Source organism: Planktotalea sp., from assembly GCF_050633725.1.
Lineage (GTDB): Bacteria > Pseudomonadota > Alphaproteobacteria > Rhodobacterales > Rhodobacteraceae > Planktotalea.
In genome coordinates this window covers 266,394-282,133 of the sequence record NZ_JBOEHB010000012.1, presented here as the reverse complement: position 1 = coordinate 282,133, position 15,740 = coordinate 266,394, and the positions used below count along the sequence as shown (strand labels likewise).

At 53.7% G+C, this 15,740-nt stretch carries 12 protein-coding genes; 10 read left to right on the top strand and 2 right to left on the bottom strand.

Features of this window, described 5'->3' with window-relative positions:
- The first annotated feature begins 1,494 nt into the window (after positions 1-1,494).
- The 9 genes from ACRBCU_RS12330 to argE all read left to right on the top strand — a co-directional run bounded on the left by ACRBCU_RS12330 (position 1,495) and on the right by argE (position 12,109).
- Positions 1,495-2,772 (top strand): flavin-containing monooxygenase, encoded by a 1,278-nt coding sequence (locus ACRBCU_RS12330; protein ID WP_431365692.1) that lies wholly within the window; start codon positions 1,495-1,497, stop codon positions 2,770-2,772.
- Between the two features lie 16 nt (positions 2,773-2,788).
- Complete coding sequence (locus tag ACRBCU_RS12325; protein WP_431365691.1) at positions 2,789-3,931, top strand: aromatic ring-hydroxylating oxygenase subunit alpha; 1,143 nt, start codon at positions 2,789-2,791, stop codon at positions 3,929-3,931.
- A 25-nt stretch (positions 3,932-3,956) separates the two neighbouring features.
- Positions 3,957-4,373 carry a RidA family protein gene (locus ACRBCU_RS12320; protein WP_431365690.1) on the top strand — a complete coding sequence of 139 codons (417 nt, stop codon included), beginning with the start codon at positions 3,957-3,959 and terminating at the stop codon, positions 4,371-4,373.
- The gene (locus tag ACRBCU_RS12315; protein ID WP_431365689.1) at positions 4,370-5,044 is read left to right on the top strand and encodes a DUF1028 domain-containing protein; all 675 of its coding nucleotides are present in this window, start codon (positions 4,370-4,372) and stop codon (positions 5,042-5,044) included. The genes ACRBCU_RS12320 and ACRBCU_RS12315 overlap by 4 nt, the downstream gene beginning before the upstream one ends.
- Positions 5,044-6,150 carry an aromatic ring-hydroxylating oxygenase subunit alpha gene (locus ACRBCU_RS12310; protein ID WP_431365688.1) on the top strand — a complete coding sequence of 369 codons (1,107 nt, stop codon included), beginning with the start codon at positions 5,044-5,046 and terminating at the stop codon, positions 6,148-6,150. The genes ACRBCU_RS12315 and ACRBCU_RS12310 overlap by 1 nt, the downstream gene beginning before the upstream one ends.
- 375 nt (positions 6,151-6,525) lie before the next feature.
- A complete protein-coding gene (locus ACRBCU_RS12305) occupies positions 6,526-7,464 on the top strand; it encodes a LysR substrate-binding domain-containing protein (RefSeq protein WP_431365687.1) in 939 nt (312 codons plus the stop codon).
- Positions 7,465-7,561: 97 nt separating this feature from the next.
- Positions 7,562-9,634 (top strand): FAD-dependent oxidoreductase, encoded by a 2,073-nt coding sequence (locus ACRBCU_RS12300; protein WP_431365686.1) that lies wholly within the window; start codon positions 7,562-7,564, stop codon positions 9,632-9,634.
- Complete coding sequence (locus ACRBCU_RS12295; RefSeq protein WP_431365685.1) at positions 9,631-10,959, top strand: pyridoxal phosphate-dependent decarboxylase family protein; 1,329 nt, start codon at positions 9,631-9,633, stop codon at positions 10,957-10,959. Before ACRBCU_RS12300 ends, ACRBCU_RS12295 begins: the two co-directional genes overlap by 4 nt.
- A gap of 10 nt (positions 10,960-10,969) precedes the next feature.
- Entirely contained in the window at positions 10,970-12,109 is a 1,140-nt protein-coding gene (gene argE / locus ACRBCU_RS12290; protein ID WP_431365684.1) for an acetylornithine deacetylase, read from the top strand.
- A 79-nt stretch (positions 12,110-12,188) separates the two neighbouring features.
- Here argE and hemE read toward each other — a convergent pair whose 3' ends face one another.
- Complete coding sequence (hemE, locus tag ACRBCU_RS12285; RefSeq protein ID WP_431365683.1) at positions 12,189-13,223, bottom strand: uroporphyrinogen decarboxylase; 1,035 nt, start codon at positions 13,221-13,223, stop codon at positions 12,189-12,191.
- A 95-nt stretch (positions 13,224-13,318) separates the two neighbouring features.
- Between hemE and hemC the strand changes: the two genes are divergently transcribed.
- Positions 13,319-14,266, top strand: a complete 948-nt coding sequence (gene hemC / locus ACRBCU_RS12280; protein ID WP_431365682.1) for a hydroxymethylbilane synthase — start codon at positions 13,319-13,321, stop codon at positions 14,264-14,266.
- A gap of 67 nt (positions 14,267-14,333) precedes the next feature.
- On the opposite strand, the gene ACRBCU_RS12275 is transcribed toward hemC, so the two are convergent.
- A complete protein-coding gene (locus ACRBCU_RS12275; protein ID WP_431365681.1) occupies positions 14,334-15,734 on the bottom strand; it encodes an FAD-binding oxidoreductase in 1,401 nt (466 codons plus the stop codon).
- Positions 15,735-15,740 lie beyond the last annotated feature (6 nt).

The following is a 15,740-nucleotide window of genomic DNA, read 5'->3' as shown; positions in this document are numbered from 1 at the left end:
ATCCTACTCCCGCAACCAACTTTCAACTAAGTGGCCATTAACGGATAGAGCACTTGTTTTTACAAGGCTTTTTGTTGTTGGTGGCACACTTGGGCCATGACAGACATGGCTAAGCTTCTATATCCCACAAAGGACTGCAAGGGTTACAGGCTCCGTAGGCCTGTCCCAAAGGCTTTTCGAAGCCAGATCGGCAAGACGCAGCGGGTCGAAAGGCTCAGTGGTAAGCCATATTTCGAGGGGTTTGCGAGCGTGGGCGTTGCTTCGGTGTTAAGACAGACGCCGAACTGAAAAAGCATATAAACGCGCAGCCCCGAACCACTGTGCCTACACGTCGTGCTATTGAACCTCGGTTCAAGCCTTCCATGACAGAGCTGTGGTACCTTAAACTTGCATACGTTCTCCAACTAGAGCAGGCGGTCGAAACCGCTGGCGGATATGGCGCAGGCTTAGCCAATCTGAATGATGCCGAATATCAAGACTTGAAAGCGGACGCGCAGCAAGTTCACTTTGACGCATTGGAAACCTTTAAACAGCGAAGGATGACTTTCCTGACGTGCACGTTGAATGCCCGCTGGAACGACAACTGGGCAGGCAGCTCATTGCGAAGGCTGAGCGAGAACTTCTTTTGCAGCATAACTTCATTCACTCGGATCAGCTCAAGGATCAAGGTCAGCTTCCTGATAAGGTGTTATCCTCGCATGCGTTCGAGGCGTTGTGCGGCAAGATGGCGGACGCAAGAGTTGAGCATACACACCACCGTGTAGAAGCCTTTGAAAGGGGCGGTTTACCTGACTTGGCAATGTTTCCAGAGAACAGTGCGAAGAGATTGCGGCGTTGTTTGTGCGCACTCCGACACCACTACGCGCCACTACGAGGGCATGTCGATTAGGGAGGCGGCAGCGGCCTACGGAAAAGGCTTCATGGCGCGTCAGCAGTTCGATATGACGCGGCGCAAGATAACTTGCGTGAGCTTTGGCACTTGCTGGAAGAGGCGGTAGATCGTGAATGGATAGATAACAACCGGTGCGCGCGGGTTCGGATAACAAAACCAAAGAGACCGACTCCCCCTTGCCGCGTTGGATGATGGAAATGAGCCTTTCACCGCGACTGAGCTAACAACGATCTTCTCTGCACCGCTATACACAGGTCAGTCTCAACCGTCATATTCTGGTTATGAGACCTGAGCCTCTTCAGTTGTTTTGTTGTGGCGTGATTTTTTATAGGTGCCTCAGAGTTAGATAGTAGTTGATCAATTGAACCAGCCTGCGAAGCTCATGCCCCCGTTTGCGTTCGGAAAATACGAATTCTTCGCAGCTTGACTTAGGCATAACATTCCTATGGATCTCGAGCCTTAGACACAGCCTAAGCAGTGCTATCACAGACTATTCTTTTGTTCGGCTCTGCAAGAAGCAAAGTAAGGTCAAATGCCGATACGATTTACGTGCGAAACGCGTTGATCTTTGAGAATTCTGTGTGCCGAAGGAAATGGATCAAATGTCAGTTGAAACGGTAGACACCCTTGTTGTTGGCGCCGGGCAAGCGGGTATCGCACTGTGTGAACATTTGGGCCAGCATGGCATTCCGCACTTGGTGCTCGAGAAGAACCGAATAGCCGAAGCATGGCGTACGTCGCGTTGGGATGCCTTGGTCACAAATGGGCCAGTTTGGCACGATCGTTTCCCCAATCTACTATTCAAAGGCAACGCGCCTGATGAATTTGTCGGCAAAGATCGGGTCGCAGATTATATCGAAGAATATGCGCAGATGGTGTCTGCGCCGGTGCGCACAGGCGTTGAGGTCAAGCAAGCGACGCGCCTCGATACAGGCGCTGGCTTTCGTGTGCAAACAAGCGACGGGGTGATCCACGCCAAGCGTATTGTTGCGGCAACTGGTGCTTTTCAACATCCTGTTATTCCTCCGATTGTTCCAGAAGACGCTGAGGTGGAGCAGTTACATTCAGCTCAATATCGCAACCCCGATCAACTGGCAGACGGCGCGGTTCTGATCGTTGGTGCGGGATCATCGGGTGCGCAGATCGCAGATGAATTGAACCAAGCTGGGCGTAAAGTGCTTCTTTCTGTTGGACCGCACGACAGACCGCCGCGTCGTTATCGTGGGCGTGATTTTGTTTGGTGGCTGGGGGTTTTGGGCCTTTGGGATATGGCGGCCCCTGCACCTGGCACCGAACACGTGACGATTGCTGTTAGCGGTGCAGACGGTGGCCATACGATGGATTTCAGACGCCTGGCTGGCGAAGGGGTGACACTTGTGGGTCTCACCAAGAGCTTTTCTGAAGGGGTGCTCAGCTTTGCTGACGACGTGGTGAGCAACGTGTCGGCAGGGGATGCGAATTATCACGCAATGCTGGATGCAGCAGATGCCTATGTCAAAGCGATGGGCCTCGATCTACCCGAAGACCCAGGTGCACGTGATGCTTGGCCGGAGCCAGCATGTCTTACGGAGCCGCTTGAAAGTGTCGATCTTGCAAAAGAAGGCATCACGACAATCATTTGGGCGACAGGGTTTCGGCAAGATTTCAGTTGGCTCAAAGTGGATGCCTTTGACGAAAAAGGTGCTCCGATCCACCAGCGCGGAGTATCCAAGGAACATGGCATCTACTTCCTAGGTTTGCCGTGGCAGTCGCGGCGCGGTTCGACCTTTCTTTGGGGAGTCTGGCATGACGCAAAATTTGTCGCGGACCAGATAGCCATTCAACGCGCATATGAAGATTACGAAGGTGAGGCCGCCATCGTGCGCCGCGCCGCAGAATAACGAAAGAAGCAAAGCCATGCCAAATGATATGAGCCCCCCCTCGCAAGAGCTGCGCGCAAATACGGCGCTTCCTTTTGAGCAAGCGCGCGCTATGCCGCCATCGGTCTATACCTCGCAAGAGTTTCTCAAAGAAGAACTCGAGCACATCTTTTCAAAGGACTGGTTCTGTGTCGGCCGCGCCGACGCTTTGGCCAATGCAGGGGATTACACAACCTGCGAATTGGCCGGCCAACCCATAGCCGTAATCCGCGACAAAGACGGCAATCTGCGCGCGATGTCGAATGTCTGTCTGCACCGCATGTCCACACTATTGACGGGTCGCGGCAATGCCCGCTCGATTGTTTGCCCGTATCACGCGTGGACCTATAACCTTGATGGTTCGCTACGCGGCGCGCCTGCGATGACGCTGAATGAAGGCTTTTGCAAAGATCAATACAAACTGCCCAAAGTGCGCTGTCAGGAATGGCTTGGCTGGGTGTTTGTTTCGCTCAACGCCGATGCGCCTGACGTTGCAACGCAGATCTCGCAGGTTGAGGATATGGTCGCAGGCTATGACATGACCAATTACACCGAGACCTTCTATGAGGAGCATGTCTGGGACACGAATTGGAAAGTCTTGGCTGAGAACTTCATGGAGAGCTATCACCTACCCGTCTGCCATGCAGGTACAATCGGCGGACTCTCCAAACTGGAAGATATGATCTGTCCACCAGGCCTACCTGCGTTTAACTACCACACGATCCTCAAGGACGAAGAGTTGCGCATCGCGATGGCGCATCCCTCAAACGATCGGCTCGTTGGTGAAGAGCGTCGCACGACCTTCCTGCTCGCGATTTACCCGAGCCTGATGATTACGCTGACACCGGGCTATTTCTGGTATCTGTCTTTGCACCCCAAAGGTCCGGGGCAAGTTCACATCCGCTTTGGCGGTGGCATGTCGGACGACTATAGCGAGGACGACGATGTTCAGGAGAACTTCGATGCGCTCAAGACCTTGCTGGATGAAGTGAATGTCGAGGATCGCGGTTGCACAGAGAAAGTTTATCAAGGGCTATGCTCACAAGCCGCCGCGCCGGGGCATCTTAGCCATTTGGAGCGCCCGAACTACGATTTCGCGCAGTATCTTATGGCCCGTATTGAAGCGGGCACAAACGCTTAAGACCTCTTAGTCGACAGGAAAACCAATGGCGCACACACGCATTCGCAAATTCAACACCTCTGAGACCTACCCCGAACAGAACCTCGACAACGATCTCTGTCAGGCCGTGGTCACGCAGGGGGGCAAGACGGTTTGGCTTCGTGGTCAATGCCCGCAGAACCTTGATGATGCGAAGAATATCGAAAGCCATGACCCTGTGGAACAGACACATAAGGTGATGCAAAACATTAAGCAGTTGATCGAGGAAGCAGGTGGCTCAATGGAGCATCTGGTGAAGGTCGTTGTTTACATCACCGATGTGCGCCACCGCGAGGATGTCTATCGAACCATGGGTGAATACATCAAAGGGGTGCATCCCGTCTCGACTGGTCTCGTTGTGCAAGCGCTGGCGCGGCCCGAATGGTTGGTGGAGATTGACGGCACGGCGGTGATCCCAGAATGACCTTTTCCCTCGTTGCGCGCTGCGCGGAAACTGGCATGTTCGGCCTTGCGATTTCCTCCTCCTCCCCCGCTGTCGCTGCGCGCTGTGCATATGCGCGTGCTGGCGTAGGCGCAGTTGCCTCGCAGAACGTGACAGATCCAACGCTCGGGCCTCTGGCGCTCGATCTGATGCAAGGCGGGATGAGCGCGAGCGAAGCAATTGCTGGCGTGCGTGATCTCGGCAGGTTCATCGAGTACCGCCAAGTTCTTGCGGTAGATAAAACCGGAGCGACGGCGATTCATTCGGGGCCAAACTCCCTTGGCATTTGGACGCAAGCGCAGGGCGTTGATGTCGCCTCTGGTGGTAATCTTCTGGCGAATGAGACCATCCCACAAGCCGTTGTCGATGGTTTCATGGGTAGCGCGGGCCATCTTGGGGATCGCTTGATTGCTGCAATGCGCGCGGGACTGGCCGCAGGCGGCGAAGCAGGCCCGCTGCATTCCGCAGGGATGATGCTGGTGGACAAGGTCGCATGGCCCGTCGCTGATCTGCGGTGCGATTGGACCGAAGACTGCCCGATCGAGGCGATTGCGACGGCGTGGGATGTCTACAAGCCGCAGCTTGAGGCCTATGTGCAACGCGCCCTCGACCCGACCAAGGCTCCATCCTACGGCGTGCCGGGGGACGAATAATGGGCCTGCACGATTTGCTTCAAGAGCTCGCCGCTCTGCCCGCGGATCGACCCAGATGCATGCCGGGTGAATTTTACACGTCGCAAGCGTGGTTCGAGCATGAAGCAGCAACCGTGTTGCGCGATGGTTGGCATTGCTTGGGCCGCGTTGACGAAATTCCTGAACCCGGTGACTTCTTTACCGCGCGTCTGCTCAATGAGCCGCTGATCGTGGTGCGCGCAGATGACAGCGAAATCCGCGTGCTCGCGAATGTGTGCCGTCATCGTGGCATGCCGCTGGCCGAGGGCGCGGGCAATGCACGCCGATTTGTTTGCACCTATCACGCATGGGCCTATGGGCGCGACGGTGCGCTGCTGCGTGCAGCTAGGATGCAGAACGAAGGTTTTGATCAGAAAAATTGCAAACTGCCTACCCACAACAGTTATCTGTGGAATGGGTTTATCTATGTAAGCCTAAATCCAGATACTGCGCCCTTTGAGCATCCCGAACTGGACGCGTTGGTGGCCCCCTATGAGCCAGACAACTTCCGCCTTGTACATATGGCTGAAGAAACATGGCATACCAATTGGAAGTGTCTCGTTGAGAACTTTATGGAAGGCTATCATCTTTCTGTCGTACACCCCCAGACGCTACATGGGTACACGCCTACTGGTCTTGCAACAAAACTCGCTGGGGGTGGAGGATTCACCAGTTACGCCGCGATATACCCTGACGATATAGAAAGTCGCGGACGCGGGGCAGAGGGTCTGTCGGACAAAGAGCGGAAACGCTCGACGCTTTACTCTGTTTTCCCGACACAGGTCGCCAGCCAAGCTGCGAGCCTGCTCGTCTCACTCTGCATTTTCCCGATTAGTGCCAACGAAATCAGAGTGAAATGGACCATGTCCATTTATGGCGATGAACTCGATTACTACACTATTCAAAACCGAATTTCGCTTTGGGAAGAAGTAAACCGTGAAGATCGCGAGAAACTTGAACGCATGCAAGTTGGTCTCGCGTCAGCGCACGCGCAGGCTGGTCCCCTTGCTGGTGAAAATTACGAAGGCACGATCCACGACTTTTTGATTTGGCTCGCTGCCGAAGACACAAAATATCAAACCGCCTGACACAAGAAATTCCCGATGCTCGGTTACGTCAAACAAGGCAGGCCTTCGCACGGGCGTGGATTGCCTTTCGCTCACGGTCTCTACCGCGATTGGCAAGACGTTCATCGAATACTCTGGTCAATCCAATCCCAAACAGTTTTAGCCACCTCTGTTTGGGGTCACAATCTAAGTCCGGCTTTGCGGAATTAATGGCGGGTATGATGTCGGCGAATACAGTCGATGCGCTCAGCGCTCAAACACCGATTGGTGGTATGAGACAGTCGAGCTCCGAGCGTGATGTTTCGCCTCACAGCTTTGACAATTACACCACGCTAAAAGCCACTTGGATTAAGTACAAGGCTTGATCAAGACTGTGCCGAAAGACATAATCACCTGATGGCGTTGCGTTTCACCCTTAGGCAGTTGGAATACTTTGTTACCGTCGGTGAACAAGGTTCTATCGCGCAAGCCAGCGCGATGGTGAACGTGTCGTCCCCGTCTATTTCTGCGGCGATCTCTCAGTTGGAAGATGAGTTTGGCTTGCCGCTTTTTGTTCGCAAACACGCGCACGGGTTAAACCTGACTCAAGCGGGCAAGCAATTCATGGTGCAAGCGCAGAAAGTATTGGCAGAAGCGGACAATCTCAACCGGCTTGCAGGCTCGATCTCGGGCAAGGTGCAAGGCCCGCTAAATATCGGATGCCTTCTGACTTTTGCTCAAGTCATATTGCCTGCCGTTCGGCGTCGTTTTCAGAATACGCACCCCGATGTTCAAGTTACGCAGCTTGAAACAGATCAGCTCACATTGATTGAAAAGCTGCGGCGCGCTGAAATCGATGTAGCGCTGTCATACGATTTGGCGATCCCGCCTGATCTGGAATTTGTACCGCTTAGGGATTTGCCGCCCTATGTGGTTGTATCGGCCGACCATCCGCTGGCTAAACGCAAAACCGTTTCTGTTGCTGAATTGGCAGGACACCCGATGGTCCTGCTCGATTTGCCGCTGAGCAGTGACTATTTCCTGAGCCTATTCGAGCGGGTGAGGGCCGTTCCCAATATCGTTGAACGCACGCGTGACATGGCAGTTATGCGTTCTTTGGTAGCGAATGGGTTCGGCTTTTCGATTGCAAATATTCGCCCACTTTCGGACACCTCGCCAGATGGTCGCGAGCTGTGTTATATTCCGCTGGAAGGGAATGAGCGACCAATGCGGTTGGGGTTCATTATTCCACAAGGCGCACGTAGCATTTTATCTGTCGATGCCTTTGTAAATCACTCTTCGCAAACGATTTCTGAATGGGGCTATCCCGGTCTTGCACTGGGTGAACCAACTTAAGCCAAACCTAAGCCATGGTTTCGTAACCGCGACTTTAGCCTAAGCCAATCTTCTGTCACGCTCGATCCAAATCGTGATTCCAATAGGAGATACACACGTGCGCGATCCTCGCTACGATATTCTATTCGAACCCATGCAAATCGGACCGGTCAAAGCCAAAAACCGCTTCTATCAGGTGCCTCATTGCAATGGCGGTGGCTATCGCGATCCATCCGCGGCGGCGGCGATGCGCGGCTCTAAAGCCGAAGGCGGTTGGGGTGTAATTTTTACGGAACAATGCGAGATGCATCACACCTCCGAGATTACACCTTTTATCGAACTGCGCCTCTGGGAAGACAAAGACATCCCCATGCTGCGACGCATGTCAGACAAAATGAAAGAGCATGGTGCGCTTGCAGGGATTCAACTGGCGTATTCGGGTGTGAACGGACCTAATCTTTATACTAAAGAGGTGCCCTTGGCCGTATCTGCGCAGCCCATTCGCACGTTCACGAATGATCCTGTGCAGGCCCGCGCGCTCGACAAGTCTGACATCAAAGACTTGCGCCGCTGGTTTGTGAATGCCGCAAAGCGTTCGAAAGAGGCTGGCTTTGATTTGATGTGTCTTTACGGGGCGCATGGCTTTGGAATTTTTCAGCACTTTCTTAGCCGAGCCACCAATCACCGCAGCGACGAATATGGGGGCAGCCTTGAAAACCGCGCTCGATTTGTGAACGAGGTCATAGCGGATATTCGCGATGCCGTTGGTGATACAATGGGGATCACACTTCGAGTTTCATTGGATGAAACCATTGGGGATCTCGGATTTTCGAATGCGGAAGTGCGCGAATTTGTAGAGATGAACCGCAATTTACCTGATCTATGGGATTTGGCGCAGGGAAGTTGGGAAGATTGCTCTGGCCCGTCCCGCTTCAAGGAAGAGGGCGCGCAGCACGAGTTGGTTCAAGGTATTCACGAGCTAACGGACAAGCCGATCGTAGGTGTTGGGCGCTTTACCAGTCCCGACGTGATGGCAAAGATGGTTAAGTCGGGAACGCTGGATTTCATCGGATGCGCCCGGCCCTCGATTGCCGACCCATTCTTGCCGAAAAAGATCGAGGAAGGTCGCATAGAGGATATTCGAGAATGCATCGGATGTAATATCTGCGTCACTGGCGATATGACGATGTCGATCAGCCGCTGTACTCAGAACCCAACGTTCATGGAGGAATGGCGCAAGGGTTGGCATCCCGAGCGGATGAACACAAAAGGCGATAGCTCTAACGTTTTGGTTGTTGGCGCTGGGCCAGCCGGGCTTGAAGCATCGCGCGCCTTGGCTGAGCGCGGGTATGACGTGGCATTGGCAGAAGCCAGCACAATTCTAGGCGGGCGCGTCGCGCGCGAGCGGCACCTTCCGGGACTAAGCGCTTGGGGCCGCGTTGCAGATTATCGAGAGTATCAGATTAGCCAGAAACCAAACGTCGAGACCTATTTTGACAGCGCGCTTGACGCTGCAAGTATACTTGAGTTTGGTTTTGAAAATGTCTGCATTGCGACGGGAGCCAAGTGGCGCCGAGACGGTGTTTCACGCCAACATGTGGTTCCATTCCAAACGGATCGAGCGATGCCGCTCTTTACGCCTGACGATCTTATGGAAGGGGCCACACCTTCAGGCCACGTCGTCGTATTTGACGACGATCATTACTATATGGGCGGTGTTTTGGCAGAATTACTGATCCAGAAGGGGTGCGAGGTTACGCTGGTTACGCCTGCTGCTTACGTTAGTGAATGGACGCTTAATACCCTTGAGCAACATGAAATTCATCGTCGTCTCGCAGAAATGGGCGTCACGATAGAGCTGAACCGCGGCGTGGTGTCGATTGGCAAAGATCACGTTGAAACCAATTGTATGTTCACAGGTCAAACGCGACCGCTTGCCTGCGATGGTGTTGTTCTTGTGTCGTCAAAGCTTGAAAACAATGACGTTTTCAATGACCTGAAAGCACGAGAAGCCGTGTGGGCTGATGCGGGCATCAAAACTGTCAATCTCATTGGTGATGCTAATGCGCCTGGACCAATCGCCTGGGCAACCTATGCAGGGCATCGGTACGCACGCGAGCTTGATGGTGAAGATATCGGCGATGCCTTGCCATTTCGCCGCGAAATTACAGAATTGGCAGCAGAGCAATGAAACCATTTCCCTTCCCCGCGTCCCTCGTCATCGACATGCTTTCTTGGACGAGAGAGCGCATTTTGGGCGGACCCGATCCAAAACATGGTGCTCAGAGCAAAGATACGCTTGATCGTGTAATGGGTGGCTCAATCACCGAGAGTGGCATCGGCGCAAAGGCAGCGTTCGATCTTTTCACGGATACGATTGTCCCGTCTACGCGACCCTTTGGGCATCCAACCTCCCTTAGTTTTGTTGCCTCTGCCCCTAGCCAAGCCGCACTGAGCTTCGACGCCGCTCTTGGCGCTGCGGGAATCTTCGCTGGCAATTGGGATGGTGGCGCAGGCGCTATCCATGCAGAAAACCAAACGCTTGATTGGCTCGCGGAGTTGGCTGGTTGGGATGACAATTCGGGTGGTGTGTTTGTTGCGGGTGGCACCTTGGGCAATCTGTGCGCTCTTCATGCAGCCCGGGATTGGAAAGCCCGACGCATGAGACGCCCAAATCGTTGGGCTATTCTCTGCTCGCGCGAAGCCCATAGTTCAATTCGCGCTGTTGCGGATGTCATGGATGTCGACCTCATCGAAGTGGCACCCGATGCGACGGGCCGCATGAGCGGGGAAGCTGCAAGAGCAGTCTGGAGCCGCGAGGTCTTCGCTATTGTTGCAAATGCCGGCGCGACGAATTGCGGGGCAGTGGATGATATCAATGGGCTAGCAGAGCTCGCAGAAGAGCATGACCTTTGGCTTCATCTGGATGGAGCATATGGGCTAGCGGCGCTTGCCGATCCCCAAACGAGACCGATTTTCGCAGGCATCGAGCGCGCGCATAGTTTCATTGTGGACCCGCACAAGTGGCTTTTCGCGCCCTACGATAGCTGTGCGCTTGTTTATAGAAACGCAGCCGACGCTGCGAACGCGCATGGTCAAAGCGCAGTGTATCTGGATACCGTTGATAAGTCTCATTGGAATCCTTCCGACTATGCGCTGCATTTGACACGCCGCGCGCGCGGCTTGCCGCTTTGGTATTCTCTCGCGACCCATGGAACCGAGGCTTATGGCAATGCCATAGCGTTGACGATTTCAACGGCGCAAAAAATTGCAGACGGAATCGCCGCAAATGATAACCTGGAGTTGATCCTCGGACCGCAACTGTCTGTTATCCTGTTTCGCCCCAAAACTATGTCTGATGAACAGATGGTGCAATGGGCCGAAGAGCATCGTCGCTCAGGTGCGTTGCTCTGTTTGCCGACCAGATGGCATGGTCGGATGGTGTTTCGACTTTGCATTGTTAATCCAGAAACAAACGCAGATGGTGTTCTCAAAATTTTGAATACTTTGTCTTAGGATCATGTCGATGACGCGAACACTGGAAATCCTTGATCGGCTTGTTGGCTTTCCAACGGTAAGTCGGGACAGCAACTTAGATTTGATAGAATATGTGCAAGGCTTGTTGGAAGCCGCTGGTTTTGATGTGACGCGTATTTCGGGAGCCTCAGGGATTAAGGCCGGACTATATGCGCGAATAGGCCCAAAGATCGACGGGGGTCTTTGCTTGTCGGCCCACACCGATGTTGTCCCTGTAGATGGGCAGGACTGGACCCGTCCGCCCTTTTCGTTAACTGACGAAGGATCGCGCGTTTTCGGTCGGGGAACGACTGATATGAAAGGTTTTCTCGCTTCGGCGTTGGCCTTGGCTGGCCGAGTGAATGTTAACGCGCTAGACGCCCCGCTTAGCTTTTCTATTTCTTATGATGAAGAAATTGGCTGTGTCGGCATGCAGGAGATGATGCCGCAGCTTATGCCGCTTTTAGGCAAGCCCCGTCTTGTTGTTGTCGGCGAGCCAACCTCTATGCAGGTTGCCATCGGGCATAAAGGCAAAACAGCGTTAGATGTCATTTGTCATGGCCAAGCAGGGCATAGTGCGCTTGCGCCGCAATTTACGAATGCGATTTATGTCGCTGCTGATTTTGTTCAGGGCGTTCGAGCTTTGCAAGAACAGCTTGCCCTAGGCCCAAGTGATGCGGATTACAGCGTTCCTTACTCGACAGTTCACGTGGGTCGCATTTCAGGAGGCCAAGCGCTTAACATTGTTCCGGCGGACGCAAAGATAGAAATGGAGTTTCGGCATCTTAGCGATACGCCAGCTTCTGTTATCGTTGAGAAACTGGAGGCCATCGCCAAGCGCGTTGATGCTTTGCACAAGTCCGCAACGCCAATTACTCTCGAACAAGTTAATGCTTATCCGGGGCTCAATACTGATCCACACGATCCTGCTGTAGATTGGGTGCGCAGCGCATCAGGTGGAAACCCGCTCACCAAAGTGCCATTTGGCACAGAAGCCGGGTTCTTCTCTGAACTGGGTCTGTCTACTGTCGTTATCGGTCCCGGCGACATGGCAACAGACGGTCACAAGCCTGATGAAGGGCTTTGCAAATCCGAGTTGGCTAAATGCGATACGATGCTGGATAATCTGGTGTCATCCATCGTTTCATGAACATCTGGCCGCTTGGATAAACACGGCCAGAGATTCAACATGTTTGCGAACAATAAGCTGCGCCCAGAGCGCCGCGAGCTTATCCGCCGCGGACGGTATCAATCATAATCTGTACGTTCTCTGGATCTGCATCGGGGGTAATTCCATGCCCCAGATTAAAGATATGCGGTCCTTTAGAAAACGCCTCTACAATCGCGCGTGTGTCATCGATCAGCGCTTGTCCACCCGTTACCATGTGGCGTGATGCAAGATTACCTTGTACGCAGCCATCAACTTGCACATGCTCGGCTGCCCAAGTGGCATCAACCGAGTTATCCAACGCAACGCAATCAGCACCAGTCGCTTTCGCGAACCCGATATACTTGTCACCACCTTCGCGCGGGAATGCGATGATCGGTGTGTTGGGGTGGCGCTTCTTGAGCGCGGCGATGATCTGACGGGTCGGCTCAATCGCGTATTTGTCGAAAGCGTCGCCTTTCAGTGATCCAGCCCAGCTGTCGAAGATTTTGACAACTTCTGCACCTGCGTCGATTTGTTTGGACAGGTATTCAATGGTGCCAAGCGTTATCCGCTCCATCAATGCATCAAAAACCTCTGGCGCTTCTATGCGTAGCTTGTGCGCAGGCGCTTGATCAGGAGTTCCGCGACCAGCGATCATGTAGGTTGCAACCGTCCAAGGCGCACCGGCGAAACCGATCAGCGTTGTTTCTTCCGGGAGCTCGCGGCGCAAAATTTTCACCGTCTCGTAAATTGGGTTTAGCGTTTCGTGTATGTCGTCGACAGTGCCAAGGGCTGTGACACCTGATTGATCGGTGATTGTAGATAGACGAGGGCCCTCACCCGTAACGAACCAAAGATCGGCTCCCAAAGCTTGTGGTAAAAGCAAAATGTCTGCGAACAAAATTGCGGCGTCAAACCCATAGCGTCGAATTGGCTGCAAAGTTACTTCTGCCGCTAGTTCAGGATTATAGCATAGCTTTAAGAAATCGCCCGCCTGCGCGCGCGTTGCGCGGTATTCAGGCAAATAGCGACCCGCTTGACGCATCATCCAAATTGGCGGTGTGTCGAGTGTTTCGCCTGCAAGTGCGCGTAGCAGCTTTTTGGATGAGGTCATGAGTATCTCCCGTGTCACAGATCATTCCACCGCACGCGCAAATCTGCGTCGTTTGGGCAGTTGTCAACTAACCGAGCGACCCATAAAGGTAAACCATGGCTATTACACTTCCTTCCCCGACCTCACCGCTGAAAATCGGCACGCGTGGCTCGCCCTTGGCTTTGGCGCAAGCGTACGAAACACGTCGCCGCTTGGGCGCAGCATTCAATCTGCCTGACGACGCGTTCGAGATTATCGTGATCAAAACGACAGGCGATAAGATCATTGACCGCCCGTTGAAAGAGATTGGCGGCAAAGGACTGTTCACGCGAGAGATCGAAGACGACATGCTCTCTGGTGCGATTGATATTGCAGTGCATTCGATGAAGGACATGCCGACGCTTCAACCTGAGGGCCTTGTGCTTGATACTTTTCTGCCGCGCGAAGATGTGCGCGATGCGTTTGTATCCGCTGGCTATGAACGTCTTGCCGATCTACCTGCGGGCGCAACTGTCGGGACATCTTCATTGCGTCGCCGTGCGCAATTGCTCAACTTTCGCCCGGACCTCAACGTTGTTGAGTTTCGCGGCAACGTGCAAACGCGCTTGAAGAAGCTCGAAGATAAGGTCGCCGATTGCACCTTCCTCGCGATGGCAGGTCTGCGCCGCCTCGATATGGCGCATGTCGCTAAAAGTGCGATTGAGACAGACGAAATGCTTCCTGCCGTGGCTCAAGGGGCAATCGGGATCGAACGCCGTATCGACGATAAACGCGCCGCCGATATGCTTTTTGCAATTCATGACACCCAAACGGGCCAGCGCCTTGCCGCAGAGCGTGCGTTTCTCGCAGCGCTTGATGGCTCGTGCGAAACCCCGATCGCTGGTCTGGCGGAACTTGACGGCAATACTTTGCGCTTACGCGGAGAAGTATTGCGTCCTGATGGATCAGACAGCATTGGCGACGAAATGACAGGCAGCATCGCAGATGGCCCCGAGATGGGCAGAGCGATGGCTGAAAAACTGCTATCGGAAGCCGGCGCAGGCTTTTTTGACTGGCGCAGCTAAGGCTTCTTTGGTCCAAAAATATCTCGGGGGAGGCTTGGCTTTGCCAAGGCGGGGGCAGCGCCCCCAACTACTCCGGCAGAACTTTACCGGGGTTCATGATATTGTTTGGATCAAGCGCTGCTTTGATTGCTTTCATAGCTGCAATTGCGACAGGGTCTTTGCGCCGCTTCATTGACTTTAGCTTGCCGACGCCAATTCCATGCTCCGCGGAAAAACTTCCGCCAAGCTGCTTGGTTAGTTCTTCTACCGCTTCTGTAATCGCATCAGGCGTATCTGGATCCTGACTTTTGCCCCAAACCGCATAGTGGATATTTCCGTCGCCCAAATGTGAGACAACCATTTCGGTCGCGCCGGGGTCGATTTCCTGTAGGCGTTTGCCCATTATTTCGAGGAAAGTTGCAACCTTTTCCAGCGGAACCGCAATGTCGTGGTTAACGAGTTGTGGATGGTTGATGATCACACCAGCTGCCTCGCGCCGCGACCACATGGCTTTGCGCTGCGCTTCATTCTGCGCCACAACGGCGTCCAGAACTTCGCCGGTTTCAAACAGGTTTGCCAAGATATTTTCGAACTTGGCCACAAAAGGAATTTCACCCAATGCATCTGGCGCGGCGTCTTCGGCAACTGTTGTGCCGATTTCTACCATGATGTTGACGTCATGAGGCGCATCAAAGGGTTCGCGGGCGGTGTCATCGACGCTCAAGTGATGTTCGATGTAGACGCGCGGCATGTATTCAAACGCTTCTACTGCGCCGCCAGTAGCGTCTTGGAGCTTGTTAAGCAACTCTAGGCTATCTGCGATCGAAGGCACTGCGACCATCGCGGTGGCATAGGCCAGCGGTTTCGGAGAAAGCTTCAGAACGGCTTTTGTTATCAAGCCAAGCGTTCCTTCTGCGCCGACAATCAGGTGCTTAAGGTTATAACCAGAATTATCCTTGCGAAGCTCGGACATCAGATCAACGATTTCGCCCGTTGGCAGTACCGCTTCTAAGCCAAGGACCAAATCTCGGGTGTTGCCGTAGCGCACGACGTTAGAGCCACCCGCGTTGGTGGACATGCTCCCACCGATCAACGCAGTTTCACGCGCGCCAAACGTGAGCGGAAAGACCAAACCATGTTCATCAGCTGCGGCATGAATGTCCGAGATAACGACCCCAGCATCGACAATCGCAATTCGTGACGCTTTGCGCACTTCATGGATCGTGTTCATTCGCTCCATCGACACCATGATTTGGCCCTTGCCTGATACGCCACCAGCTAAGCCAGTGTTGCCGCTTACGGGAACAATCGGGGTTTTAGTTGCATTCCCAAGCTTAACAATGGCGGACACTTCCTGTGTCGAGGCAGGGCGCACTACAGCGATTGGGTCAGCAAAGTATTGGCCCAGCCAATCGCCTTTCCAACGCTCGACATCGTCGCCAGACAGCACATGATCTTTTCCAACGATGGCGTTAAGTTCTTCGATCATTGTGTT